This is a genomic window from Gemmatimonadales bacterium (assembly GCA_041390145.1).
Lineage (GTDB): Bacteria > Gemmatimonadota > Gemmatimonadetes > Gemmatimonadales > GWC2-71-9 > SPDF01.
In genome coordinates, this window is the sequence record JAWKQM010000016.1 from 24,052 (window position 1) to 49,307 (window position 25,256).

Genomic DNA, 25,256 nt, shown 5'->3' on the forward strand with positions numbered 1-25,256 from the left:
GGTGCGCCACCCCCGCCTACGCCTTCGTCGCCGTGATCGTGACCGGCGTCCCGCCGATATCGCCGTTCATGGTGAGCGTGGTGCCCGCAATCGTATAGTCGAAGACCACCTCATCGACCGTACCCGGATCGAGTGTCACCGCCGTGGCGGTGGCCGTGTAGTCGCCCCCCTCCACGCAGTTGGGGCCCGGGTTGCAGATGCCTACCAGGTCGTTTGTCACCGTCAGCGTGTAAGTGCCGTCGCTCTTGTAGGTAATGACGAGCACCATCCCCTGCGCAATGAAGTCATCGGCCGCGGTCGCAAAGGCTGTCACGTTCCAGGAGGTATGGAGCGCGGCGCCTGGCGCGGGCGTCGGCCCATTGGCGTCGTCCGAGGAACAGGAGGCGATGGCAACCGGGAGCAGGACAGCGAGATGCAACAAGCGCAGGCGGGTAAGCCGAAACGCAGACACGTAGGCCTCCAGCGGGACGGGAAACGGGGGGGGGGCATCAGATCAAGACACCGGCCCGAGCAGTACAGGCGCGCACTCGCCCGGTATATGCAACCGATACCGTGCCCCGTGCCATCACATGACCATGCGATGGTCGCGATGAGTTGCGCCGGATACGTTGGTGCCACGAGCAACGGATAGGCCGACGCAACGAGGTGTCAGCATGCGAGGACGAGCGGTAGCCATGAGTGTGCTCACCGCCTGCGTGATGGCCAGTCCCGTCAAGGCGCAGCAGCACATGGTGGACCGACTGAGCGTGCGGGTCCGGAGCGGCGCCGACGATCTCAGGAAGGGCAGCAAGCTGCGTGTCTGGCTATTGCTCAGGAATGGAGACGTCCTCAACCGGAGTCCGGTTCCCAGCAAGAAGATCAGCGCACCGCTGCCGCTGAACTGCCGCACCGACGGCTACTGCGCCACCGTCCCGTCCTATACAAGTCGCTCGTATGAGCTCGTGCTCGACCGCCAGGTGCCGCGCTCCGAGATCGACCGGGTGGTGCTCTCCTTTCAGGGGGGCAAGGAGTCGGTCTTTGACTCTCCGGACAACTGGGATCTTGCGGAGCTCGAGGTTCGGGCTCGCGTGCGGCAGCCCGACGGCCGCCAGGAGATGGTGACCCTGGTCCGTCTCAATGGATCACCTCTCTACCGCTTCCGCGACAACGAAAGCCACGAGTGGCCGGTCACGCGCGCCACGGTCCGGCCATGAACGTCGGCGGGGTCCTCCTCCACCACATCGCAACCAAGAGTGCTATGATGCGACGCTCCATCCACCTCTGCATCGGCTTGGGCTTGTTGGCCGTAGCCCATCTCTCGGCCCAATCCACGCCGACCACAAAGAAACCGACCAAGTCACCGGACCTTACGGTGAGTGCCGACGTGGCAAGCGCCATTCAGGCCAATGAGGCGCTCGCCCGGAAGATCGGCACGATCAGCGCGCCTCCCCCGATCACCAGTACCAACGCGCTGCGAGGCCTCGACGTGACACCCTCCCAGCTCAAGGCGGGGCGGTCGGTCCGGTTCACGCCAGAGGCGCTGCAAAGTCGGGACGGCTACCTCACCCTCTGGGACGTCACCTTGATTCGTGGCAGGTCGAACAAGTACGTCGGGTACGCGGCCGCCAATAGCCCCGGGCGCCGAGGAGGGGCCACCATCGACTTCGAGGCCCCGCCGGGCCATCGCTACCTGGTCGACTTCGCGGTGGAAGGGGAGCACGCAGGGTACCCGGATGTGTTCAATATGCAGTTGTCCATCTGTGGTTCCAGAACTCAACAGGTGGAGAGTGACGCTGGACACATTGCGATCCTCGTGAGCCAGCCAACGGCCCGGCGCTGCCAGGTTTCCCTGAGCCGCCGACCATACGACCCGACCCGCCGAGCGTATGATGGCTGGACCTTCTTCTATGTCGAGGTGACGCCGTTGCCGTGAGCCAGACGGAGCATTGGCCGATTCTCCGCCCGAGTGCTATGGTTTGGTGACGGACGGCCGCGAGGGGTCCATTCAACTCAGGCAAGATCCAGTCTCTCCCATGCGCCCCCACACCCGCCTTCCACCTGGGCGGGTGCGGTGGATCCGTAGTGCCCTCCTTCTCCCAACGGTCCTCGCACTCTGCACACACGTCCTTCCGGCGCAGTCTCGGCTTGTGCGCCGCATCGACGCCGCCGACGGCCTCCTCACCGGGGGCGTGCGTTCCATTGCTCAGGACAGCGTCGGCTTCATCTGGCTCGGCACGGTTGGCGGCCTGCACCGGTGGGACGGAAACCGGCTGGTCCACTGGGCACCGCATCAACTTCGTGGATGGGTCAACCAGATCGTGGCCTGTCCCGACGGGCAGCTTTTTGCCCTCGAGGAGCCGGGCCGCGTCTGGCAAATCACCACCGACAGCGCAGTCGGCGTTCCGGCACCGGCGGACCACATCGAGACGGGGCCCGTGACCTTCGGCTGCGACGCCACGAGCCACCTCTGGCTCGCCAACTGGGACCAGGTCTGGCAACGCACCACCACGGCCGGATGGGTGGAGATGCTGCCTGGGACCATGCGCGGTCAGCTGGTCGAGGTGCTGAGCGATCCCACACAGGATGGCGCATGGCTGGGCACGCGCAGCGCCGTCTGGCATCTGGATGGCGATGGCACCGTCCACCGGGTCGCCCAGGTGCCGCGCGCTGTAGTGGTCTCGGTATCTGCCGAGGGCGACACCCTGATCCTGTCGAGGACGGGGGCACTCTGGCGCGTCAGCGGGAACGCGCTGACCAAGGTGTATGAGGTTCCCGGAAGAGGCATCGGTCTCGTCCGCCGCGGCGCCTCCGTCTACGCATCCCATGATCGGTATCTGGTCCGGGTCGGGGCTTCTGAGCCGCCGATCGTGGTGGGCCCGGACGAGATTCCGGAGGGCGGCGGCCCCCTGCTGCTCGACCGGGAGGGCAGTCTCTGGCTCGCGACGCCGAACGGGGTACTGCAGTTCTCCGAACCGGAGACACTGCTCTGGACCGGACGACACGGCCTGCCCTCCGCCTTCACCCGGTACCTCGCGCGCCAGGACGAGCGAATCTGGGTGACGACCTGGCAGGGTACCGGATTCGTGGAACGCTCAGGGCAAGGCTGGCGGGCAACGACCGCCGACCAGTGGCCTTCAAGTTCGGGGCTCGCGGTCGACGGACAGGGGACGCTCTGGATTGCCACTGCCACCGGAGTGCATGAGGTACGCAATGGCCGGGCAGAGGCGACCCACCCTTGGGGCGTCCCCACGATGCAGTTCCAATCCGAGCCGCTGCCTGCCGGCGGCGTCTGGATGGCGACGAATCGAGGGCTCGTCACCGCGCACTCCTCGGATGGCAACGGGCCGGTTCGTCTCGTGGAGACACCGATTGGCGGCACACTTCTCCGCGTGAAACGCATGCGCAGCGGGGTCGTGTGGCTGGTGGGCGGCGAGCGCGTCTGCCACACCCGCGCGCCGGTGGAGAGCTGGGTATCAGTCGAGTGGATCTGCGAAGACGTGCCCGGTGCCGTGGAACTGCGAGGTATCGCCGAGCTACCCGATGGCGGGGTCTGGCTGGCGTCGTCCCGCAGCGGAGTGCACGCCCGGCGAGGTGGCGCGTGGGTGCCCCTGCCAGGCAACGCGGATCTTCCATCCCGGTCGGTGCTCGGCCTCGAGCCCGCGCCCTCAGGCGGCATCTGGGTCTATGGTCATGGGATGGCGCTCCGGGTCCGTCCCGACAGCACCCGCCCCGAGGGCTGGGAGGTGCTCGAATCGGTCACGGCGTGGCAGGGGGTGCCGGCCAACGTCTTTTCCGATCTCCTGGAGGAAGCCGACGGTACGCTCTGGCTGGCCACCGCCATGGGCGTGGCGCGGGTTCCCGCCGCGGCCCGCACCATTCCCGAGCTCGCGCCCCGGGTCGCCCTGGTGGAGGCGAGGGTGGACGCCGACCTCGTCTCACCCGACAGCGAACCGGTGCTCCCCTTTCGTCACCACCGGCTCGAGGTCCGATTTGCGGCGATGAGCTATCGTGCGCCGTCGTTGCTGCGCTACCAGGTGCGCCTCCTCCCAGATGAGACCTGGACCGATGTACGCGGCGAACCATCCTTTCGCTGGATCGACTTGCCGCGGGGCGACTATCGTGCCGAGGTGCGCGCCTCCCTCGACGGCCGGATCTGGTCGGCAGAGACCGGGGGCTTCGCCTTTTCGGTGCGCGGGCCGTGGTACCTCGAACCGTGGAGCCTCCTGCTTGGGGCCCTGCTCCTCCTTGGAGCAGCTGGCGCTGCGTATCGGGCTCGTGTAGGAGTTCTGCTGGAAATGGAGCGCCAGCGCACCCGGATCGCCATGGACTTGCACGACGAACTGGGTTCTGGGCTGGGAGGCGTGGGAATCCTCGCGGGTGTATTGGCGGAGGGAACACCCGATGAGCCGGAGCGTCGACGACTGGCGCGGCAGGTCATGCACATCAGCGAGGAGCTTGGCACTGCCCTCTCAGACATCGTCTGGTCGCTCGACCCTCGCGACGGCACACTCAGCGAGCTCGGGGCGCGGCTGCGGGAGCACGGAACGCGACTCTTCGCAACGGGTGAGGCACAGTTTCGAGTCGACTTGCCGGACCCGTGGCCCCAGCTCCAGCTCAATTCGACCGTGCGCCGAAGCCTGCTGTTGGTGGGCCTCGAAGCGCTGCACAACGTTTCTCGTCATGCCTCGGCCTCGGAGGTGTCGCTCGCGCTCCGGCTCACGGACGACCAGCTGGAGCTCATCGTCGAAGACAACGGGAGCGGACTGCCGAACGGCGGAGCCCCATCCTCGACGGCCGGGCGCGGACTGACCAGCATGGCGAGGCGGGCGACGGAGGCCGGAGGCCGACTCGACCTCGACTCCCGGCCCGGTGGAGGCACCATCGTCCGGTTCGTGGTGCCCCGACGCTCACTGTCCCGTTCCTAGGCGTGCCAACCGCCCATCACACGATCATGCGAGGGCGCAACCGCCCCCTGTGCCGTAGACTCCCTGCATGCTATCCACCATCCCTGTTGCGCACGAGCGACTGCCCATGACGGTCCGGGTTGCCACGGTCGAAGACGACCGCCACTACCGCTCCAGTCTGGAGACGCTCTTTGCCCATGCACGGGGGTTCGTGTTCGGGAGCGCCTTTCGCACGGCGGACGAGGCGCTGCTCTCAGCGTCCCAGTCTCACACACTCGCCGGCGGTCCGCCGTGGGACCTCCTCCTCATGGACCTTGCCCTCCCGGGCACTGACGGCATCACCGCCACCCGCCTGATGAAGGAGATGCTGCCCGACGTCCCCGTCGTGGTGCTGACGGCCTTCGAAGACCCGCGCCGGGTCCTCGACGCCATCTGCAGCGGAGCCGACGGGTACCTGGTCAAGCGGGCGCCCGCGACAGAGATCCTCGGGGAGCTGCGCAGTATTCTCGCGGGTGGCGCCCCGCTCTCGTCGGGTGTGGCCAAGACGGTGCTGGAGTTACTCCGGGTGCAGGCCACTGCCCCGCCAAACCGTACCCTGCTCCCCATCGACAATGCCCAGCTTTCGCTGACCGAGCGGGAGCACGACGTGCTGCGCGGCCTCGGCAGCGGGCTGTCGTACAAGGAGATCGCCTCCGACCTCGATATCAGCATCGACACCGTCCGTACTCACGTGCGCCACCTCTACAGCAAGCTGCACGTCCGCAGCGTCGCACTCGCGGTACGCGTGGCACTGGAGCGCGGGTTGATCTGAATGCTCGCGGAGGTGCTGTTGACACCGCCTCCGAAACCCAAGGAGACAACGATGCGATTCCCCTGCGGCGCCATGGCGATGGCGTTGATCCTCGCCCAGCCCGCGGCGGCCCAAGTCAAGGTAGCCGGCCCGCCGGCCCAGACAGTCGATCAATCCTGGGAGGGAGCCACGGTTCAAAAGGTCAGAATCGTGGTCCAGACCGGAAGCGACGACCTGCGCGATGGTAGCTCCTTCGGGATCTTTCTCCAGTTGCGCGACGGGCGCCGTTTGCTGAAAGAGCGCCTCAACTGCCATCGCCAGGGCGGTGACTCGAAATGGCGGTGCAGAGGAATGGGAAACAACGTTCAGAGGTCCTTTGAATGGGTGCTGGTGGATTCTCTCCCGAAGGTCCGTGACATCCAGAGCGTTGGGGTCGGCTATTGGTCCGGTGGTGGCAACGCCTTTGATTCACCCGACAACTGGAACATGCAGCGCCTCCAAGTCCAGGTGACTGCCCGGAAGGGCAACGGCCAGTTCGAGACCCGGGTGCTCTACAGCTGCACCAAGAACCCCCTCTATCGCTTCAAGGATTCGGGTGAATGGGAGAGTCCTCAGCTTGACCCAGGGACGCCCAACGCAGGAGCGTGTCGATGACGAAGTCGATCCGACGGTGCAAGTCGCGCCGTGCTTCGCTGCATGTTTGCGCAACGGTTGGGCTGAGCATGCTCCTCTCCCTCCCCGCCCAGGCACAGCAACCGGGCCGCGCTACTGCCGCACTGAGCGGCGGACCGCACCGCCCGGACACCGACACCCCCGAGGCCAACGCCACCGTGTATGTCATGGCAACCGGCGCCTGTACCGGCACGCTGGTGGCACCGCGCATCGTGCTCACCGCCGCGCACTGCGTGGATCATTCACCCGCGTCGGGGGCGCGCGTCACCCTTGACCAGTTCGGCAACTGGGAGACTCCCGGCACCTGGTATCCGCTCGTCCAGTTCCCACGCGGGATCACCATTCATGTGGGTGCGGACCGGATGGCACCCCTCGAAATCGTCACGGCCAGTCGCTACAACGTGGCCGGGTACGCCGATGTCATCCTCCTGGGGCTCGACCAGGCGGTGCCCCCCGCTTCCGCCCGACCGGCACCAGTCTTGACCCGGACCGTCCCCCCCAACAACCCGGCGGGATTCCTGCGCGGCAAGGCATTCTCGATGGTGGGCTGGGGTCAGATGGAGGGCGGCGCAATTCCCAGCCGCCGGCGAACCAATGAAGCCACCTTCGCGAAGTATCCGAACACAAGCTTTTTTCCCGCCCCCCGGGGCAACCCCTTGCAGGCCGACGTGCTCGGCGTCGGCGGAACCGAGTTCAGCCCTGGCGACTCGGGTGGACCGCTGTACTGGCTGGATGATGAGGACGGGATCCGCTTCGTGATCGGTGTCGGCCAGGGCACCGAGCCCGGCGGCGGCCGATACTTTCTTACCTTTGCGCGCGGTGGCCTCGACGGGAAGGGAGATCCACGCCCCGACCTGGCCGCGTGGCTCGAGCGGGTGCTCCGGCCCTCAATGCACTGGGGTGGAGTGGGGAGAGCCCCGGCGCGGAGCGTGAGCCTCACCGCCTGCGCCGACCGACAGCTCTATATCCTGACCGCGGACGGGCACGTTCATTACAGCGCCGATGGCGTCACCTGGGCCGACCAGGGGGCCCTCCCGGTCGACGGAGCCCATTCGCTCGCCTGCCAGGACGGTCAGATCTACCTCCTCGACCGGACCCGCCAGTTGATTCGGGTTCGGCGAGACAGCCGAGGACTCTGGCAGGCCGATCGCATCGGCCGGCCCGCGGCCGCGGCGTCGGTCGCGGCCCCCGCCGCGGGGCGCGCCGACGTCTTCTGGGCCTTGAACGACGACAAGACCCTCTGGAAGAACCTGCACGGTGGCGCGGACAGCAAGTGGGTTCGCGTCGGGAAGCCGCAGAATGCGCGGCTCATCGCAGCCACCCGCGGGGTGGTGTATGCCCTCAACACCGACAACAGCATCTGGATAAATCAGGCCGATGGGCACGACGGTCAGTGGCTTCGAGTGGGGCAACTCGGCAACGTGGCCGCCTGGAGTATCGTGGAGGCCGACGGCACCGGCGTGATTGCACCATTCGCGCTGCTTCGGGACGGCAACGTGGTCCGCGGCAACCTGGCGGCGGCGGTGCCCAGGTGAGGGCCGTCCGCGAAGTGCCCTTGGTGGCCGTTTTCTTGGGCAGTCTCGTCACCCTGCCCCTCGCGGGGCAAGCTGGCCCCCCGCTCCAACAGTCCACCGATCGCGTACCGGTCTGGGGCATCGACCAGCTGCGGGTGACGGTACACACGGGCGACGACAACTTGCGCAGTGGTGCCGGTTTCCGCCTGGTACTTGAGATGAAGAACGGGACGCGCCTGGTCAGCCCGTACTTGAACTGCGGCGAGTACGCCCCCCGTTCGAAGCATTGTGAGCAGCTCCGGGACCGGACGACGGCATCATTCGACTGGAACGTCAACGGACGGGCTTTGCTGGAGGATGTCTGGCGTATCGTCGTGGAGTTTCGGGGCCCCGGCCAGCCCCCGTTCGAGTCCGGGGACAACTGGAACCTCAATCGCCTCGAAATCGCGGCCGTCTACCGCCCGGCGCGGGGAGGACGTGATGTGCACGTCGTGTACGACTCCACGGCTCGCCCCCTGTACCGATTCAAGGAAGTGGATTCCTGGACCATTGCCCGTTTGCGGCCGTTCACCGCCCCGGACTCCGTCCGCGCCGCTCCCAAGACTGTTACCGGCAAGGTGAGCGTCCCGGTGCAAACCAAGACGCGCACACCGAAGCCCAAGCCACCTCCGGGGCCCACTCCCTGAACGGGCGGGGGCACAGTCAGCGCCCCCGCCACTCCCGTGTCTCACGCCAGATGACCGTGGGGTCGGTCGCGGTCGAGTAGAAATCAGGACAGCGCCCGTCGCCCCTGCCCGTGATGCCGCCGCTTGGCGCACAGATCCGAACCTGGGATGCGCTATAGACGTATCCGAACTGGTCACAGCAGGGACTCGGCACGGAATAGACGGGCTCCCCCTTGTACATGTATCGCATGATGGTCCCCGGCGGGTTCTGGACCGGTGCGCGCTGCAGCCGGGCAATGAGGCTGTCGATCCACGCCGGATTGCCCGAGTCGCTCGCGGGCGTCGAAAGGGGCGGCGGCGGGGCCGGGGAATCCACCACCTGGTCTGCGACCGTGTCCTGCTGTGCCGATACACAGGCAGCGCACGCGGACCAGACGAGCCCACCGATCAGGACAGCCACGGCCCGCATCACTAGCGCGGCCGAAAACTGGGAAGCGTCCCGGAGGTCCACCGGGCGGTAGTGGCCTGCGGCATGAAGCGCTGCAACGGCTCCCCTGACCGGGAGAGGAGCGTGCCATGAGCCGGCTCTCCCTTCGGTCCATGGCCGGACCAGGTGACGATGATTTGCATGACGTCCCATCCGTCGCCGGCCATCGAGGGACCGACAACGCCCGCCATGGAAGGTCCCACCACGGAGGCCGTCAGATTCACGTGGCGGAGATCACTCAAACGGAGTTGAACCGCCGGCTGTGTCGCGGTGGGTTGCTGGATTAACGGCACCTTGATCGTCAGCACTTGCTTGGAGCGCGGTGTCAGGGCAATCGGCGCATTCCGCACCACGATGGTTGCCCCGCTCCGATCTTTGGTGGGGCGCACGTTCAGTTGGCGCGACAGCGTACGCATGATGTTCTTCAAGGGGTCGTGATACACCACCTCGATGCCAGCCTTGCTGTCCGCTCCGAGGCCACCGGACCCGGTGACCACCTTGACCTGCAACTGCTCGACCGTCGTGCCGGATGGCACCTGTTCAAGCGCCACCGAATCGCTGCCCGGCCTCGGCCTGGCCCAACCGAGCAGTACCAATCCCCCCAATGCAAGCAAGGCAAACCGGGGCGAAAGCAGTGTCCTGGGCATGTGCTGCCTCCGAGGATGTGCGCAGGGAGTTCATCGGCGAGAGATGCCCCGGAATGGTGTGCCCTAGCGCGGGCGCAGGCAATCACATGAACATGCGATTGGGCGCGTCGGCCTGGTGGTCCATCTTCTGGCAGACAGCTTCCTGGACAGGGGTGCCCCGTGACCACTCAAGCGAGGGGAGTCGGCCATCTGCCCTGCCGATCTCCCGTCTTTCTCGCACTGCTGCTCCCCGCAATCGTCGGGCCAGCCATGGCACAGCGTCCGGCAGCGCTGCCGTGGCCCGACGTCGACACCGTGATGTTCAGCCTGACCCAGGGCAGTACGCGAGCCGAGATCGGCTACTGGGACGTGGGTGGACCACAGCGCCGGGCGCGACTCGGAACCGCGATCTTGCAGGATCCGGATGACGACGGCGTGGCGGGCACGTTCGACACCCGCGTCAGCGCCGTCGCAGTCGATCGCGACCGCGTGCTGCTCCACCTCCAGTCCTATGAGATCATGGGGGAAGGTTCGGCGGCCGGAGCCGTTGGCCGAGACGTCTTTCTCGTGCTCAGCCTGGCGACCGGGAGGATCACGAGACTCGACGCTGGGCCCGCCCTCACGCACGGCAGGAATCGCGGCGCCGGATGCTGGACCGCGTGGGATACATCCTATCGCGTGGCTGACGTAAACGGCGACGGCGTCCGCGACCTCGGTGTGATTCGACGGGAGCTGACCTGCACGCCGCCTGACGACGAGGCGGTATCCCCTCCGACCTGTCGCGTTCACCCGGTGGAGTGGTGGGTCTCCAGCGGCAACGGCGGCTGGACCCGGCAGCCCGCGTTCGACGGGATGCTGCCGTCGGATCTGCTCGTGCTTCCCTCTCACCTGACAGTGCAACCAGTCGATTTTGTCCTCGCGTTGCCGGGGCAGGCGGCATCCCTCCAGCACGGTTGCCTTCGAGCCACCCCGCCCTGACGGGGGGTGTGGCTGCCGGGCGCTACTTCACCACCACCCAGATCGTATCCGTCCCCACATTCGGCATCGGTACGTGGTTGCCATACGCAAACCGGGCGATGATCCGATGCGTCCCAGGAGCCAGCCCCTGAAGGAGGAGCGAGTCGGCGCCGCTGCCGATGTGGTGGACGCCTTCGGTCTTGGGAATGACCGAGTCAGCAGGGGTGAGGTCGGCGTCCACGAAGAGGTGGTGGTGCCCCTCGCCGTCCACGCGTATCCCCGTCGCCGGAACGACCTGGGCGCCGGTCACCCCCAGACGGACCACGAAGTCCGCCGGAACGGTGTCGCCGTCGGCCGGGGTCAGGATGTGCACCGCGGCGGACGCAACCGGAGGGGCCGGCCGGTCGGCGCAGGCGGAGACGACGACGACGACGGCTGCCAGGCAAGAGAGGTATCGCCTGCGAGGAGCATGGGACGCCCCAGTGGCGATCGCCATCGTCGGGGCGGGTGCTTCTCCCATGACAAGGCTCCTTAGCGTACGAACACCAGCGTGTCCGGGACAGAACGGACGATGGACAGACATCCGGCATCCTGCACCGGGATCTCGGCCGGGGACACCGTGATCTGTTGCAGCGTGCTTGAATAGGTACCGCTGTTGGAGAAGAACAGCGGGCCGCAGCCGTCGGGGCTCCAGTTCATTTGCAGCGAGGGATTCTTTCCGGCTGCCAGGGTGCCGCTGTTCACCGCGCCAAGCAGGGTGACCGGTCCGACGGCCCCGTTGTCGTCGAGGGTCCCGACGATCTCGTAGGTGCCAACAAATGTGCTGTCGCTCTGGGTCAGCGTCATCACCATCGTCCCGGCGAGTGCCACGTCGGGGCCCACCGCGGTCACGTCGGCGGAGTAAACCCCGGAAATATCCTCATAGTCAGGCGTGGACCCGGAAACGCCGCTGATCCCGCTGCCGTCGCCGCAGCCGACCAGTCCAAGACAGACTGCCGCAATCCCCACTCCGATCGTGCGCATGGAAAGCCTCACCAAGACGTGAAGTAGATGGATGCCGCAATATAGCGACGGGTACCCTCCCCAAACACATCGGCCGTGTGTATCCATCCAGTCATGCCATTCCCCACTCAGCCGGCCCGCCGGCGCCTGCTTCTCGGCCTCCTGGTCGCCCTTGCGACCGTGGTCGTGGGCGCCGCCCTCTGGTGGGCCGCCGACCAGATCCGCCCCCTCCCCCCGAGCCGCCTCGTGATGACGACGGGCCCGGAGGGGAGTGCCTATCGTGTGCTTGGCCTCCAGTACCAGCGAATCCTCGCCACCCACGGCATCGACCTGGAGCTCCGCCCGTCGGAAGGCGACGTGGAGAATCTCAGCCGCCTGCAGGATTCGTCGTCCGGTGTGGATGTGGGATTCGTGCAGGGTGGACTGACGGACGGGACACGCTCGCCCGGGCTGTCGTCGCTGGGCACGGTCATGATCGAGCCGCTCTGGATCTTCTATCGCCCCGACGCCGTGCGCCCGACCGGCTATCTCGCCGACTTTCGGACGGCCCGGCTTTCGGTGGGCCCGGTGGGGAGCGGCAGCCGCGCCCTGACCATGATGCTCATTGCCCGCGCGGGCATCGACACCGATTCTGCGCTCCTGGCGGGCCTCCCCCCCGATTCGGCGGCCGCCGCCCTGCTCGCCGGCCAAATCGACGCTGCTGCCATCCTGACGGGGTGGGAGGCGCCGGCCATCCAGCGACTGCTCAATGCCCCGGGGATTGAGCTCCTGCCGCTGAAGCGAGTGGAGGCGTTCGCGGCCCTCTATCCCTTCCTCGAAATGGTGGTGCTGCCCGAAGGCATCGGCGATCTCGCCACCGACAACCCGCCCACCGACGTCCCGATGCTGGCCGACCAGGCTAGCCTGGTGGTGCGCAGGGACATGCATCCGGCCGTCCAGCACGTCCTGCTCGACGCCGCCGAGCAGATTCATGCCCGACCCGGCGTGTTCAACCGCGCGGGCCAATACCCCGCCGCGGCCGCCGTCGACCTCGCGCTCAGCGCCGAGGCGCGGCACTACTACAAGTCAGGACGGCCGTTCCTGCAGCGGCACCTCCCGTTCTGGGCGGCCGCGGTGCTGGAGCGGATGCTGCTGCTGCTCCTGCCGCTCCTCGGGATCGTGATTCCGCTGGTCCGCCTGACCCCGGTGGCGGTCGCCGCGGTGGTGAGGCGCCGCGTCCTTGGCCTCTACAACGAGCTCCGGGCGCTGGAAAGAGAGCTGCGCGCCATCGGGGCGGAGGTGCCACCCCAGGCCCTGGTGGAGCGGCTGGACCGACTGGATCAGCGGGCGCACGCGATGTGGCTGCCGATGTCGTTCATGCCAATGATCTACACGCTGCGCCATCACATCGCGCTGGTGCGGGAGCAGATGAACGTCAGATAATCGTCACCGTGGATCCTCGTTACCCGGATTACTTCGACTCCCGGGAAATGGTCAGCTTGAATCCGTCCGGGTCCGTCACGGCAAACCCCCGACCGCCCCAGGGATAGTCCTGTAGTTCGGCGTCGAGGGTGACCCCGGCCGCCTTCGCGCGCGCCGCGATTTCGTCAATGTCCTGCTCGGTGCTGATCCAGGTTCGCATCCCGATCCCCTTGACGCGATCCTTGCCCTTGGCAAAGTCATCCTGTGTCAATCCGAACATGCATGTCCCGGCGTGAAGCATGACACCCATCAACTTGCCGCCGTCCTCCCAGCGCTCGCCGACCGCAAAGCCGAGCCCTTCGTAGAACTTGATGCTCTTGCCGAGATCGTTCACGGTGATGCCGGGCGCCATGATGGTGGCCTGCAGGTAGGACGGTGGTGGGGTCTTGGTCATCGGAGCCTCCGGAGATGTGATTGCCCTGGGCGTGGTTCCTTCCCGAGGGATTTACAGGAGACGTCATCCGGATTCAAGGGGTCACGTCGGAGGCTTGGAAGCGGCTGTCCGCGCGCAGTATGTTGGGTGCAGCCAGCGGGGCGAGGTCACTCCCCACCGCCAACCGTTGCGAAGGAATATCGTGTCGCACACTTCCCTCCCTGCCGACGTCGGAACGCTAGCCCTCCTCTGGCTCGCCGGCTGGGGCGTGTCCTTCGGCCTGATCAGACATCGCGTCACGTACCTGACGCACCCGCTGTTGACCTCCTGTTCGTTTCTTCTGTTCGCCCTCCTCGTGGTGACCCGGTTTCGACCGTGGCTCGAGCCGCTGGGGCAAACGGTCACGGCGTCTTCAGTCACCGTCGTCCTCGCCGCCGTCGCCCTGACCGTGGCCGTCTATGCGCTGGCGCCACGGTGGCTCCCGAAGCCGGACGACCTCATTGCGCGACACCCCGAAGAATTCTACCTGCCGATGCAGTACCGCTATCTCGTGCCGAAGTCGTTCGAGATCCTCTTTCAGCAACTCATCATCGTGGTGCTGACCCTCCGCCTCGCCGCCACCGGCCTGCCGCTGCCCGCGGTCGTCCTTGCCTTCCTGGGGTGCTTTGCCCTGCTGCACCTGCCGATGCTCCTGCTGGTGCAGCGGCAGGTTGGCATCGCCTATAATCTCGCGTCCCTCACCCTCGCCGCCATCTTCCCCATCTTGATCCTCCGTGTCCCATCCGGCGTGGTGTACAGTTATGCCGCCCATTGGTTCTTCTACACTCTCGCTGCACTCGCGGCGTGGATCTACGCGGGGAGATCACGGGCGCGCTTCTTGCCAAAATAAGAACGCAACCGCGACCAGGCAGGGGAAGATGTTGTCAGTCAAGCAGTTGGTCATGCGTCCAATTCTCCGGCTTCTGCCCGCTCTTTCAGTGATTGTGGCACTCTCCGGTTGTTCCTCGCATTATGTCCAGATGCCCCCCCGGCTGGACCTCGGGGCCTACAGCCGCCTCGCCCTTGTGACCTTCTCCACCGACCCCTCGAAAAACTCCCTCGGCGTCCAGGCAACCCACCAGTTCGCGGAGGATCTCCTCGCCAGCCAGACCGGATTCGAGCTCCTCGAGCTGGGCCCCGCCGATTCGCTGGTGGCGCGCCTGCTTGCGGACGGGAACGCCCCGGAAGCCGCGAAGCAGGTCGGCCGCGAGAAAGACGTTGCGGCGGTGTTCTTCGGGGAGCTGGTGGTATCCGGGACGAAGGCGAGCGGGAGCGTCAATGCGGGGGGCAACCTGAGTGTCAGCGGGACCGTCTCCGCTGAGCTGCACGTTCGACTGCTGTCCACGAGCTCCGGCGGCACGGCCTGGCGCTCGAGCGCCACGACGAGCCGGAACGTCGGACAGGTCTCCATGAGCGGCGGCAAACTTCCCAGCATCTCCGCCACCGACCCCAACGCTGCTTATGCGAAGATGGTGGACGACCTCGTGACGCAGGTGACACGCGACGCCCGGCCGACCTGGGTCAAGCAATAGTAAAGAGCCCCCGCTCGCTCAGAGGCGGCGGGCAGAGGGGCCTAGCCTCCCAGTGCCGAGGCGGCACCGCCATCGAGAATCCACGCTGCCTCGCCGGCAATCGGTGCGATGAGCTGCGCCGGAATGTCATGGGGAGCTCGGGGGCCTTGAAGGACTCGGGCAACCATATCCGCCTTGTCCGCACCCGACACCAGGAACACGACCTCGGCGGCTGCGTTGATCAGGCGAGGTGTGAGCGTGATCCTCCATTGCGCGTGTGCCTCCGAGAATGCGGGCGCTACCCACTGCGTGCTGTCGTGTACTGCGTCGGCCCCCGGGAAGAGCGAGGCGGTATGGCCATCCGTGCCGAGCCCGAGGAGCACCAGGTCCAACCGCGAGCCAGAGCCTCCCAACAGCCTCTGCATCATCTCGTCGTAGCGGTGAGCCTCCTGATCGGGATCGTCTTCACCTCGCATCCGATGCACGTTGCCAGCTGGCAACGGGACATGAGAGAGGAGTGCCTCTCGTGCCATGCGGTAGTTGCTCTCCGCAGTGTCCGGCGGGACGCACCGCTCGTCGCCCCAGCATACCTGAACCCGTGACCAATCCACCTGCGCCGCAATGTGAGGCGTCGCGAGGAGTTCATAGAGGCGCTGCGGTGTATGGCCACCGGAGAGCGCGACGATGAAGGTGCCGCGCGAGCGGATCGCGTCCGCGGCCGCTGCCACGAACTGACCTGCGGCCGCGTCGGCGGCCAACTCGGCGCTCGGGAGGACCGCGACCTTTGCCGGCAACCGCTTGCCCGTCACGCTTCGGCCCGCCGGAGCACCTCGACACGCCCGTCCGGATGCCCCACGAGCACCTGGTCGGCCGTGCCGAGGAAGAGGCCGGTGTCCACGACACCGGGGATGGCGAGGACCGCATGCTCCATCTGGCGAGCCGCACGTCCGTCGGGCATTGGCGCAGACGGGGCGCAGTCGAGGATCAGGTTGTCGTTCTCCGTCGTGAACGGCTGCAGGTCACCTTCCACCATCCGGAGAGCCGGCACCATCCCAAGCGCCCGGATACGGCGCTCGACAAGCGCGCGTCCAAATGGTACCACTTCGACCGGGACCTTTCCCCGCGCACCCAGCGCCTGGACCAGTTTCTCGGTGCCGACCACAATCACCTGGCGCTTCGAGGCGGTGGCGACGATCCGCTCGCGCACCAGGGCCCCGCCCCACCCCTTGATGAGGTCGAGATTCGGCGCGACTTCATCCGCTCCGTCAACGGTCAGGTCCAGTTGATCGACGGCGTCAAGCGTGAGGAGCGGAATCCCCGACGCACGCGCAATGTCGGCGGATGCCTGAGACGTGGCCACGCCGCGGACGGAGAGACCGCCTCGGCAGCGTGCGCCGAGGAGTTGGATAAACAGGGAGGCCGCCCGGCCGGAACCAAGCCCGACGCACATGCCATCGGCCACGAGCGCGAGCGCCCGTTCGGCCGCCGCCCGGACAGCCGGATCGTGAAGCCCACCGGGGGGCGCGACGGTGCTCACCGTGCCGACCTAACCGAGCACCACCCGAACCTGGTGGCGTTGATGGTCATCGGTGAGCGGGACCCCGTCCTGGACGTCCAGCGACACGCCATCGAGTTCGAGCGTTGTAACGCCGCGCCCGGCGCCGCGCGGATTCTCCACGACGATGTCATAGTGGGTGGTACCGCGGCGGTACGTCATGGAGTACGTCGGCCAGACGGCAGGAATACACGGGTCGAGCAGCAGGCGGTCGGCGTGCAGGCGGAAGCCAAGGAGCCACTCGAGACCGGCCCGGTACACCCACCCCGCCGACCCGCTGTACCAGGTCCACCCGCCGCGCCCGATGTGCGGGGTCTCCGCATATACGTCGCCGGCCAGCACGTAGGGCTCGACCTGGTAGCGATCGACGCCGGCTGGCGTGGCGGTGTGGTTGATGGGGTTGAGGATCGCCAGCAGTTCCGCGGCCTTGTCCCCGTCACCCTGCATCGCGAACGCGATGACGGCCCAGGCCGCGGCATGGGTGTACTGCCCGCCGTTCTCGCGCACTCCCGGCAGGTAGCCCTTGATGTAGCCAGGCTCCATCGGGCCGTCGTCGAACGGTGGCTCCAGGAGCAGCAAGATCGCGTCCTTGCGCCGCACCAGCCTCTCGTCGAGCGAGGCCATCGCCTGGCGGGCCTGTGCCGGGTCGGCCACGCCCGATATGACGCTCCATGACTGGGCGATCGAGTCGATGCGGCATTCGTCATTGGTGCTTGAGCCCAGCGGTGTCCCATCATCGAAGTACGCCCGCCGGAACCATTGACCGTCCCAGCCAGCCTCTCGCACCGCCTCCGTGAGGGACGCCAGACGCTGGCTCCACGCCTGAACACGCGTGGATTCACCCTGCGCTCTCGCAAGGGGAATCCAGGTCTTGAGAACCGAGGCCAGGAACCAGGCCAGCCAGACGCTCTCCCCCTTACCGCCCGCACCGACGCGGTTCATCCCGTCGTTCCAGTCGCCGGTACCCATCAGCGGCAGGCCGTGCTGTCCCACCTCCAGGCTCCGGTCGATGGCGCGGGCGCAGTGTTCGTACAACGTGCCCTCCTCCTCCGACACGCGAGGCTCGAAGTAGGACTCCAGCTGCCCGTCCGCCAGCACCTGTCCCGCCAGGAAGGGAATGCGCTCTTCCAGGACCCCGCGGTCGGCGGTAACCTCGAGGTAGTGTCCCACCACGTAGGGGAGCCACAGAAGGTCATCGGTCATCCGGGTCCGGATTCCCCGCCCGCTTGGCTCGTGCCACCAATGCTGGACATCTCCCTCAACGAACTGCCGCCCCGCGCTCTTGAGGAGGTGCGCCCGCGCCAGATCGCTCCTCGACACCATGAGTGCCATGACGTCCTGCAGCTGATCGCGGAAGCCATAGGCGCCGCTCGATTGATAGAGGGCAGTCCGCCCCCAGACGCGGCAGGCCAGCGTCTGGTAGAGCAACCAGCCGTTGAGCAGGAGGTCCAGCGACCGGTCGGGCGTCTTGACCTGCACCGTGGACAGGATGTCGTCCCACTGGCCGGTCACCGCGTTCAGGCTGGCGTCCAGGTCGGCGGTCCGGTAGCGGGCAATCAGTTCGCGGGCCTGCTCACGCGTCTCGGTCTCCCCCAGGAGCAGGACCACTTCCGCGCGTTCGCCCGGTGCCAGCACCACCTCCTGTTGCAGCACGCAGCAGGGATCGAGGGCAGCGCCGCTCCGGCCAGAAAGCGCCTCCCGCCGCACGAGCGCGGCCGGTCGGGCCGGCGTGCCGTTCCGGCCGAGGAACTCGGTACGATCCGCCGTCCACCGGACCTGTTTCCCCGCCAGGTCGGCGAAGGCGATGCGGGTGCTGAAGTCGCCGTTCCAGGGGTTGCGGGCGAACATCGCTCCGGTGGTGCCGTCCATTTCCGTGATGATATATGGGGCGGCGTCGCCCCGCGTGGTCCCCAGCACCCAGTCGAGATAGGCCGTGGCCGAGAGCCGCCGGGTGTCTTGCGAATTGTTCACCAGGACCAGGCGCGCCACCTTGAGCGGATCGTGTTGCGGTACGAAGTGCACCAGTTCCATCTTCACATCGTGAGCTTCGCACGCGAACCGGGTGAACCCCCTGCCATGGCGGACGTCGAACGCGCTGCCCGGCTCACGCATCGGCAACGGCGTCGGGCTCCACACGTCGCCCGACTCCTCGTCCCGGATATAGAACATCTCGCTCGGCGGGTCGCTGACCGGGTCATTTGCCCAGGGGGTGATTCGGTTCGCCTGGCTGTTGACCGACCAGCTGCACCCGGCACCCGCCTCCGAGACCAGGCATCCGAATTCTGCGTTGGCGAGCACATTGACCCACGGCGCCGGGGTCCATCGCCCGGGCCGCAACACCGTCCGGTACTCGCGTCCGTCCTTGTCGAAGCCGCCGAGTCCGTTGAAATACTCCAGCGCCGTTTCGTCGATCACCCCGTCGGCCTCGACGGCGGGCGCCTCCGTGAGGCGCGGAGGGGGAATCATCGCCGAGGCGTCGGGCAACAGCACCCGCGCCACCTGCGCGGCGAGGGTGCCGTCTTGGCTGGACAGGAAGACGCGGGCCACACTCTCCAGCACGTCGCGTTGCCCCGGCGTGACGTGGTCTGCCCGGAGGGTATACACGCGCCCCAGCGCCTCCTGGCCGTCCTTGCGTGGCATCGTCGAGGCGACGCGCACGAGGGTGTCGAGCAGGGTCTGCAGATCCTGCACGTACGACGGCGCACGATCGTTCAGGATGACGAGATCGACCGCGAGTCCCTTCATCCGCCAGTACTCATGGGCGCGCAGCAACTGCCGGACGATGCCGACGTCGTCGGCCTCGTCGATCTGTACCAGCACAATCGGGAGGTCGCCCGAAATTCCGTGGGTCCAGAGGGCACCCACCCCCTCGCATTGCCGCGCGATCACTTCGCTGGGGGCGCGGGAGGCACGGTCGACATAGAGAAGCGCGCTCGCCACCGACTGGAAGAGCTGCGCCTCGTCGGGCCCGATGCCGAGATGGTGCAGCTGCACCATTGCCCGCGTCCAGGCCATGGTCGCCGCCCGCTCGAAGATGGTGACGTCGTTGTACTTCTCGGCGAGTTCCAGCACACCCTCGCGGGTGGCGTCCACCAGCGTCGAGAAGACCAGTCGCACCGTCTTGCCTGGGGGCAGCCGAACCCGGCGGCGCAGACTCACGATCGGATCGAGCACCGGCCCGGTGGTGTCCGACAGCGGGGAGGCCTCCCATTCCACCAACGGCGCGTGCACGCCGCGCCCCCGGCCGAGGAACTGTCGCCGGTCGGTTTCCCATTCCACCTTGCCGACCGTCTCCCCTTCCACCGCGAGCACGTGGGCCAGCCAGACGGTCGGGTCCTCGGGCGCCCGGGGTCGGCGGGTCGCGAGGAGGGTATTCCGTTCCGGGACGCACTCGGTCTGGACGAAGAGATTCGAGAAGGCAGGGTGACCGGCGTCCGCCGCCGGAGGCGCGAGGACGACCTCGGCGTAGGAGGTCACCTCGATCTCCCGCGCGCGCGCTGCGTGGTTCGTGATCGACACCCGGCGCACTTCGGCGTCATCTTCGGATGACACGATGACCTCGAGCCGCGTCTCGAGGGTCCCGTCCCGGCGGACGAACTCGGCACGGTCCTCCGCGAACGACACGTCGTAACTGTCCGGCTCCTCCCCGCTCGGCTGGTATCCCGCCGACCACCGCTCCCCACTGTTCACGTCGCGGAGGTAGAAGTACGCCCCCGTGTCGTCGCTGGTGACGTCCTCGCGCCACCGGGTGATCGCCAGGTCGTGCCACCGGCTGAAGCCTGAGCCGGCCGCGGTCAGCATCACGGCGTAGCGCCCGTTGGACAGCAGGTGCACCCGCGGCGTGGCGCCGTGCGGGGTGGTGAAGTGGCGGGTGTTGGGCGGCACCAGCTCACGGATGTCGCCGAGGGCCGCGGCCGGGGCCACCTGGGGCCGCACCACCGCCACGTCCCGCGGCATCCGTTCCTGGAGCAGCAGCTCGCTCGCCTGCACCATGGGCTCGGTGTGGAAGCGGGTGCGCATCCCGCCGTGGTGCAGCAGGTTCCCGATGGCGACGATCAGCATCCCCTGGTGATGCGCCATGTACATCGTGACCACGCCCTTGGTCGTGTCAGCCGGGAGACGCGCGGGCGTGTAGTCCAGCGCCTCAACGAACCCGTACCGCCCGCCCGCGCCGGCGTCGAGGAGCGCCCGGAAGTTCCGCGCCGCCGCGATCGGGTCGATCATCGTGGCCAGCCCGGTGGCGTACGGCGCAATGACAAGATCATCCGCCAGCCCGCGCCGAAGCCCCAGCCCGGGCACCCCGAAGTTGGAATACTGGAAGGTCATCCCCAGGTCGCGGGCGAAGTAGCCGGATTCTGAGACCCCCCAGGGGACGCCACGCTCTGCGCCGTACGCGATTTGGCGCTGGAGCATGAGGGTGGCGGTCTGATCCAGGAGGCTTTCCGGTGGCGCACGCATAAGCAGGCGCGGCATCAGGTACTCGAACATTGAGCCCGACCATGACAGCAGGACAGCATTCTTGCCGACCGGTGCCAGGGGACGCCCCAATCGAAACCAGTGCTTGACCGGCACCTCGCCCTTGGCGATGGCGACGAAACTCAGCAGGCGCGCCTCGGACGCGAGGAGATCGTAGCGGCCCGAATCAAGGCTGCCATCCGACATCCGGTAGCCGATCGAGAACAGCATCCGGACGGGGTCGAAAAGGAAGCCAAACTCCATCTCGGTGACGAGCCGCCGCGCCTCCTCCGCCAGCCGGGCGAGGCGCTGCGCCAGCGCGGAGCCAGCCGCCGCCGAGCGTTCGAGGGTGCCCAGCAGGGCATCGGCGGCCCGCTGGGCCGCGGCGGGCTCTCCCCCCTCGGGGACCTGAGTCTGCCGCGCCACGAGATCGTGGACCACCCCCTCGCACCGCTTCGGCAGCTCCCGCAGCGTCATTGGCGTGCCCAACGTCGCCATGATCGGCGCCAGCGCCGGGGGCGGCCGGAGCCGAGCCCAGGGCATCAGCCCGTCGAGGTCCCGGGCCAGGGTCTCGACCGCCCGCCGCAGGGCCTCCGCCCCCGAGTGGAGGGTGGACGCCGAGGGCTCAGTCGCCTTGCTCCCCGCGTCCCGGGCCAGGCTGGCCGCCGAGGTCGACGCCGCGTCGAGCTCCGCCAGCCGCGCCGCCCATTCCGTCGGCGTGGCCGGCCGCTGGGCGGCGAGGCGCACCACCACGTCGAGCGCCTCCAGCATCCGTTCGCGGTTGGCCGCGTCATTCGCGCCCCCCCTTGCCGAAGCCAGCACCGCTTCCCGCAGCAGGTCGGCTGCGTCCTCGACGCCTTCCATCCCGGCGTGGAGGAGAATCGGCTGATCAAGGATCTCCCAGCAGGCCTGACTCAACGTGAGCAGGGCACCGGCCAGGTTGCCGCTGTCCACCGAGGACACGTACCGCGGCTCCAGCGGCTGCCCGTTGCTGGTGTCGTACCAGTTGAAAAGGTGGCCGCGGAATTTCTCCAAGCCGGCCACCGTCCGGAGTGTGGCCTCGAGGCGGTCGGCCAGGTCGAGGGTGCCGATCCACCCGAAGTCCCGCGCCGACACGGCGGTGAGGAGGTAGAGGCCGACATTGGTCGGCGAGGTTCGCTCCGCGATCACCGGGTCCGGGTCTTCCTGGAAATTGTCAGGCGGGAGGGCGCGACTCTCCGGCGTCACGAACGTCGTGAAGTAGCTCCAGGTGCGCCTGGCAATCCGGCGGAGCAGCCGTACGTCCTCCGGCGGGAGCGCGGCGGTGCGACTGCTGGGGATCGGACGGCTGACGGCGAAGGCGATGGAGGGGGCCAGGGCCCAGAGCGCGATGACGGGGGTCGCCACGAGCCAGGCGGCGGGGTGTGTGGCCACGGCAACGGCTGCGACGGCGGCCAGCACCAGCCCGCCCGCCATCGCCCGATGGAACGCCGGTCTCGTCACCGGGGTTCGCGGAGCAACCGTGGCCATCGCCTTCCATTCGAGCAGGTGCCGGCCGGTGATGTAGAGCCGCACGAGCGTCCGCACAATGGCATCGGTCATCACCCACGCCTGATGCGCGATCATCGTGACGGTAAAGGCAAACTGTGCGACGGCCGACCGGATGTCCCGGCCCACGGCCCGGAGGTGCATCCGCTTGGAGATGCCCGGCACCCTGGGCAGCAGACCACCAAAGACCGGAAGAAAGGTGGGGATGGCGAGCACGGCGAGGATGAAGCCCGTCCAGACGTCCGGCCGGGACGCGGGCCATCCCCACGCGGCCAGGAGCGTCAGGAACGCCAGGGGCATGGAGAGCGTGCGCCGGAGATTGTCGAGCATCTTCCAGCGCCCGACCTTGGAGAAGGGATGGCGCAGGATCCACGGAAGGAGTTGCCAGTCTCCCCGGGCCCAGCGATGTTGCCGTCCGGTCGCGGTGAGGTAGTTGGAAGGCGCCGCCTCGAAGAGCTCGATGTCGGTGACCAGGCCCGCTCGAGCGAAGAGACCTTCGAACAGGTCGTGGCTCAGCAGGGCGTTCTCCGGCACGCGCCCCGCGAGGGCCGCTTCGAACGCGTCAACGTCGTAGATCCCCTTGCCGGTGTAGGAGCCCTCCCCGAACAGGTCCTGATACACGTCCGACACCGCCGCCGAGTACGGGTCGATCCCGGCCGAGACCGACGACATCCGCTGGAACAGGGATCCAGCCCGGCCCGGCAGCGTCGGGGTCACGCGTGGTTGCAGGACACCGTATCCCTCGACGACGCACCTGGTGACCGGGTCGAGTCGGGGCCGGTTGAGCGGATGCGCCATGGTACCGACCAGGCGCCGGACGCTGCCGCCGGGAAGCCGGGTGTCGGAGTCGAGGGTCAGGACGTAGCGCACTCCCGTGGGCACCTCCACACCTTCCGGCAGCGCAAAGAAACTGGTGTCGACCGCCCCGCGCAGGAGCCGGTTCAGTTCGTGCAGCTTCCCTCGCTTCCGTTCCCATCCCATCCAGACGCCTTCGCTCTCATTCCATTGGCGCGCACGATGGAAGACGAAGAAGCGCGCCCCGCCGCCGACCGCCGGCCCGTGCCGCTTGTTCAGGGCCGCCACACCGGCGAGGGCCGCCGCCAGGATAGGCTCGTCGTCGGGACGATGCTCGGTCGGTGCATCCGACCAGTCGGAGAGCAGGGCAAATCGCACGTCGCCGTCGGCGTTGCCGAGGAAGTGGACTTCGAGCCGCTCGACCTGTTCCTCGACGTCGTCGAGCCCGGTCAGGAGGGTCGGCACCACCACCATCGTGCGGCAGTCCGCCGGCACGCCGGCCGGCCACTCGAATCGGGGCAGGAGCCGCGGTGTGACGACGGTCGTGATCTCGCGATTGAGCAGCGCGACCGCGAGATCCGAGGCGGGGATGAGCGCCAGCAATCCGAGCACGAGCAAGCCGGTGGGTGACAGCCCGGCCATGGCGTCGAGTGCGATGGGGCCGGCCAACACAAGCGCGGTGAACAACAGCAGTGTTCCAAAGAACCCCAGCGTCGCCGCGTTGATGAACCTGCGGCCGAGGCGAAGTCGAAGGCTGGGGCGGAATCCGATACTCTGTTCAAACGCAATCCGCCCTCGCCCGATCAGGTAGTAGCCGGCATCCCGAATCCGGGCCTCCGAACCATCGGCCGGGTCGGCTGAATCACCGTGCGCCGCCTCGGCGTGCTGCAGCGCCGCCTGGGCAACTTCGAGTTCTGGCCGCTCCGAGCCGCGTGCGAGCGCTTCAATCGCATGCCGATAGTCGTCCCGGCTCGCAAAATCCATCGCGGCGTAGTCACTGCTGGCCCGCAGCGCCCGATCGACGAGACTGACGCTCTCGAAGAACTCGGTCCAGTCGAGCGCGGCAATCAACCGCATGCTCGTGATGACGTTGCGCACCGTGACGGTGGTGGCCGCCTCCCGCTGGTGCTCCTGCAGGGTGATCTCCGCCGGGGTTGTGCCCTGGGCCGCCAGGCGCCGCTGCAGAAAGGCGAGCCCCGGCGTGAGCCCGGGGTCGTAGTTCCGCAACCGCTGGAGCAGCTCGACCACGAAGCTCGGCGACAATCGGCGACGGTCAGCGGTCATGCGCTTCAGCGCGAGCGCCGCCTCGTCACTCTCCTCCGGACTGAGCAGCGCCTCGGCGAGTTGTTGCGCCTGCTGCTGGGCGGCCCGGCTGCTGCTCATGGCATCCGAGAGTCGTCGCAGGTTTTCGATCAGGACCACGCGCAACACGATCGGGACCGCCCACAGCTCGCCAATGGTCAGGGGCTGGACCCGCTGGTAGGCCAGCACGAAGCGGCGGAGCATTTCCGGATCCATCCGGCTGTCGGTGTGCGCCACAAAGGCCCACGCCACGCCATAGACGCGGGGATAGCCGGCAAACGGGCCGTCCGCCAACTTGGGCAATCCGCGATAGAAGCCGACGGAGAGGTCGCTCCGGATCTGGCGGAGCTGCTCGGCGGTGACGTAGAAGTTGTCCACCAGCCATTCGGCGGCGGGCGTGATCCACTTGTCCGCCTTGAGGGCTGCCGCGATGGCACGGTTCGATTCGCGCAGCACGCGCGCATTGTCATCCACGCGGGAGAGCAACGACCGCCCGGACGCCACACCCTTGATGACGCCCTGCGCCGCCGCAAGGCTCTCCGCATGCTGCTCCAGCCGTTCAATGCCGAACAGATCGGCGCGGATCGGGGGTTCGACCGCGTCGCGCCGCCTCGTCGTGAAGGGGAGTGCGATATTCACCGG

General features: G+C 67.6%; 20 protein-coding genes. 11 read left to right on the top strand and 9 right to left on the bottom strand.

The genetic code is table 11. The annotated features are described in order from the left end of the window. Positions 1-16 precede the first annotated feature (16 nt). Positions 17-451, bottom strand: a complete 435-nt coding sequence (locus R2910_12920) for a hypothetical protein (protein MEZ4413883.1) — start codon at positions 449-451, stop codon at positions 17-19. Between the two features lie 223 nt (positions 452-674). On the opposite strand from R2910_12920, the gene R2910_12925 reads away from it, so the two are divergent. The 7 genes from R2910_12925 to R2910_12955 all read left to right on the top strand — a co-directional run bounded on the left by R2910_12925 (position 675) and on the right by R2910_12955 (position 8,545). Next, on the top strand, positions 675-1,193 hold the full coding sequence (locus tag R2910_12925; GenBank protein ID MEZ4413884.1) for a hypothetical protein: 519 nt from the start codon (positions 675-677) through the stop codon (positions 1,191-1,193). A gap of 47 nt (positions 1,194-1,240) precedes the next feature. Further along, positions 1,241-1,912 (top strand): hypothetical protein, encoded by a 672-nt coding sequence (locus R2910_12930; protein MEZ4413885.1) that lies wholly within the window; start codon positions 1,241-1,243, stop codon positions 1,910-1,912. Between the two features lie 214 nt (positions 1,913-2,126). Further along, entirely contained in the window at positions 2,127-4,904 is a 2,778-nt protein-coding gene (locus R2910_12935; protein ID MEZ4413886.1) for an ATP-binding protein, read from the top strand. A gap of 106 nt (positions 4,905-5,010) precedes the next feature. Further along, the gene (locus tag R2910_12940) at positions 5,011-5,694 is read left to right on the top strand and encodes a response regulator transcription factor (GenBank protein ID MEZ4413887.1); all 684 of its coding nucleotides are present in this window, start codon (positions 5,011-5,013) and stop codon (positions 5,692-5,694) included. Continuing rightward, positions 5,695-6,327: a hypothetical protein gene (locus tag R2910_12945; GenBank protein ID MEZ4413888.1), complete on the top strand. Its 633-nt coding sequence runs from the start codon at positions 5,695-5,697 to the stop codon at positions 6,325-6,327. Between the two features lie 68 nt (positions 6,328-6,395). After that, a complete protein-coding gene (locus R2910_12950; protein ID MEZ4413889.1) occupies positions 6,396-7,880 on the top strand; it encodes a trypsin-like serine protease in 1,485 nt (494 codons plus the stop codon). A gap of 23 nt (positions 7,881-7,903) precedes the next feature. Continuing rightward, on the top strand, positions 7,904-8,545 hold the full coding sequence (locus R2910_12955; GenBank protein ID MEZ4413890.1) for a hypothetical protein: 642 nt from the start codon (positions 7,904-7,906) through the stop codon (positions 8,543-8,545). A 16-nt stretch (positions 8,546-8,561) separates the two neighbouring features. On the opposite strand, the gene R2910_12960 is transcribed toward R2910_12955, so the two are convergent. Together R2910_12960 and R2910_12965 are read right to left on the bottom strand one after the other, a co-directional pair. Next, entirely contained in the window at positions 8,562-8,984 is a 423-nt protein-coding gene (locus R2910_12960; GenBank protein ID MEZ4413891.1) for a hypothetical protein, read from the bottom strand. A gap of 11 nt (positions 8,985-8,995) precedes the next feature. After that, positions 8,996-9,658 carry a hypothetical protein gene (locus tag R2910_12965; GenBank protein ID MEZ4413892.1) on the bottom strand — a complete coding sequence of 221 codons (663 nt, stop codon included), beginning with the start codon at positions 9,656-9,658 and terminating at the stop codon, positions 8,996-8,998. A gap of 249 nt (positions 9,659-9,907) precedes the next feature. On the opposite strand from R2910_12965, the gene R2910_12970 reads away from it, so the two are divergent. Then, entirely contained in the window at positions 9,908-10,615 is a 708-nt protein-coding gene (locus R2910_12970; protein ID MEZ4413893.1) for a hypothetical protein, read from the top strand. A 22-nt stretch (positions 10,616-10,637) separates the two neighbouring features. Here R2910_12970 and R2910_12975 read toward each other — a convergent pair whose 3' ends face one another. Together R2910_12975 and R2910_12980 are read right to left on the bottom strand one after the other, a co-directional pair. Then, positions 10,638-11,114 carry a DUF4399 domain-containing protein gene (locus R2910_12975; GenBank protein MEZ4413894.1) on the bottom strand — a complete coding sequence of 159 codons (477 nt, stop codon included), beginning with the start codon at positions 11,112-11,114 and terminating at the stop codon, positions 10,638-10,640. Between the two features lie 11 nt (positions 11,115-11,125). Further along, the gene (locus tag R2910_12980; protein MEZ4413895.1) at positions 11,126-11,617 is read right to left on the bottom strand and encodes a hypothetical protein; all 492 of its coding nucleotides are present in this window, start codon (positions 11,615-11,617) and stop codon (positions 11,126-11,128) included. 93 nt (positions 11,618-11,710) lie between these two features. Here R2910_12980 and R2910_12985 point away from each other — a divergent pair, with 93 nt between their 5' ends. Continuing rightward, a complete protein-coding gene (locus tag R2910_12985) occupies positions 11,711-13,018 on the top strand; it encodes a TAXI family TRAP transporter solute-binding subunit (protein MEZ4413896.1) in 1,308 nt (435 codons plus the stop codon). Between the two features lie 28 nt (positions 13,019-13,046). On the opposite strand, the gene R2910_12990 is transcribed toward R2910_12985, so the two are convergent. Further along, positions 13,047-13,451, bottom strand: coding sequence for a VOC family protein (locus tag R2910_12990; GenBank protein MEZ4413897.1), 405 nt, complete (start codon positions 13,449-13,451; stop codon positions 13,047-13,049). 181 nt (positions 13,452-13,632) lie between these two features. Between R2910_12990 and R2910_12995 the strand changes: the two genes are divergently transcribed. Together R2910_12995 and R2910_13000 are read left to right on the top strand one after the other, a co-directional pair. Next, positions 13,633-14,319: a hypothetical protein gene (locus tag R2910_12995; protein ID MEZ4413898.1), complete on the top strand. Its 687-nt coding sequence runs from the start codon at positions 13,633-13,635 to the stop codon at positions 14,317-14,319. Between the two features lie 130 nt (positions 14,320-14,449). Continuing rightward, on the top strand, positions 14,450-15,001 hold the full coding sequence (locus R2910_13000) for a hypothetical protein (protein MEZ4413899.1): 552 nt from the start codon (positions 14,450-14,452) through the stop codon (positions 14,999-15,001). A 41-nt stretch (positions 15,002-15,042) separates the two neighbouring features. Here the strand turns inward: R2910_13000 and pgl are convergent, their stop codons facing one another. From pgl to R2910_13015, 3 genes are read right to left on the bottom strand one after another with little or no spacing between them, the layout of a single operon-like run. After that, positions 15,043-15,789 carry a 6-phosphogluconolactonase gene (gene pgl, locus R2910_13005; GenBank protein MEZ4413900.1) on the bottom strand — a complete coding sequence of 249 codons (747 nt, stop codon included), beginning with the start codon at positions 15,787-15,789 and terminating at the stop codon, positions 15,043-15,045. Further along, a complete protein-coding gene (rpiA, locus tag R2910_13010; protein MEZ4413901.1) occupies positions 15,786-16,517 on the bottom strand; it encodes a ribose-5-phosphate isomerase RpiA in 732 nt (243 codons plus the stop codon). The genes pgl and rpiA overlap by 4 nt, the downstream gene beginning before the upstream one ends. Before the next feature lie 9 nt (positions 16,518-16,526). Continuing rightward, positions 16,527-25,253 carry a glucoamylase family protein gene (locus tag R2910_13015; GenBank protein ID MEZ4413902.1) on the bottom strand — a complete coding sequence of 2,909 codons (8,727 nt, stop codon included), beginning with the start codon at positions 25,251-25,253 and terminating at the stop codon, positions 16,527-16,529. Positions 25,254-25,256 lie beyond the last annotated feature (3 nt).

Bases quoted from the DNA above. Each gene is read 5' to 3' on its own strand.
- R2910_12925 (MEZ4413884.1), top strand. From the start codon at position 675: ATGAGTGTGCTCACCGCCTGCGTGATGGCCAGTCCCGTCAAGGCGCAG.
- R2910_12930 (MEZ4413885.1), top strand. From the start codon at position 1,241: ATGCGACGCTCCATCCACCTCTGCATCGGCTTGGGCTTGTTGGCCGTA.
- R2910_12940 (MEZ4413887.1), top strand. From the start codon at position 5,011: ATGACGGTCCGGGTTGCCACGGTCGAAGACGACCGCCACTACCGCTCC.
- R2910_12945 (MEZ4413888.1), top strand. From the start codon at position 5,695: ATGCTCGCGGAGGTGCTGTTGACACCGCCTCCGAAACCCAAGGAGACA.
- R2910_12950 (MEZ4413889.1), top strand. From the start codon at position 6,396: ATGCTCCTCTCCCTCCCCGCCCAGGCACAGCAACCGGGCCGCGCTACT.
- R2910_12965 (MEZ4413892.1), bottom strand. From the start codon at position 9,658: ATGCCCAGGACACTGCTTTCGCCCCGGTTTGCCTTGCTTGCATTGGGG.
- R2910_12970 (MEZ4413893.1), top strand. From the start codon at position 9,908: ATGGCACAGCGTCCGGCAGCGCTGCCGTGGCCCGACGTCGACACCGTG.
- R2910_12975 (MEZ4413894.1), bottom strand. From the start codon at position 11,114: ATGGGAGAAGCACCCGCCCCGACGATGGCGATCGCCACTGGGGCGTCC.
- R2910_12980 (MEZ4413895.1), bottom strand. From the start codon at position 11,617: ATGCGCACGATCGGAGTGGGGATTGCGGCAGTCTGTCTTGGACTGGTC.
- R2910_12985 (MEZ4413896.1), top strand. From the start codon at position 11,711: ATGCCATTCCCCACTCAGCCGGCCCGCCGGCGCCTGCTTCTCGGCCTC.
- R2910_12990 (MEZ4413897.1), bottom strand. From the start codon at position 13,451: ATGACCAAGACCCCACCACCGTCCTACCTGCAGGCCACCATCATGGCG.
- R2910_13000 (MEZ4413899.1), top strand. From the start codon at position 14,450: ATGCCCCCCCGGCTGGACCTCGGGGCCTACAGCCGCCTCGCCCTTGTG.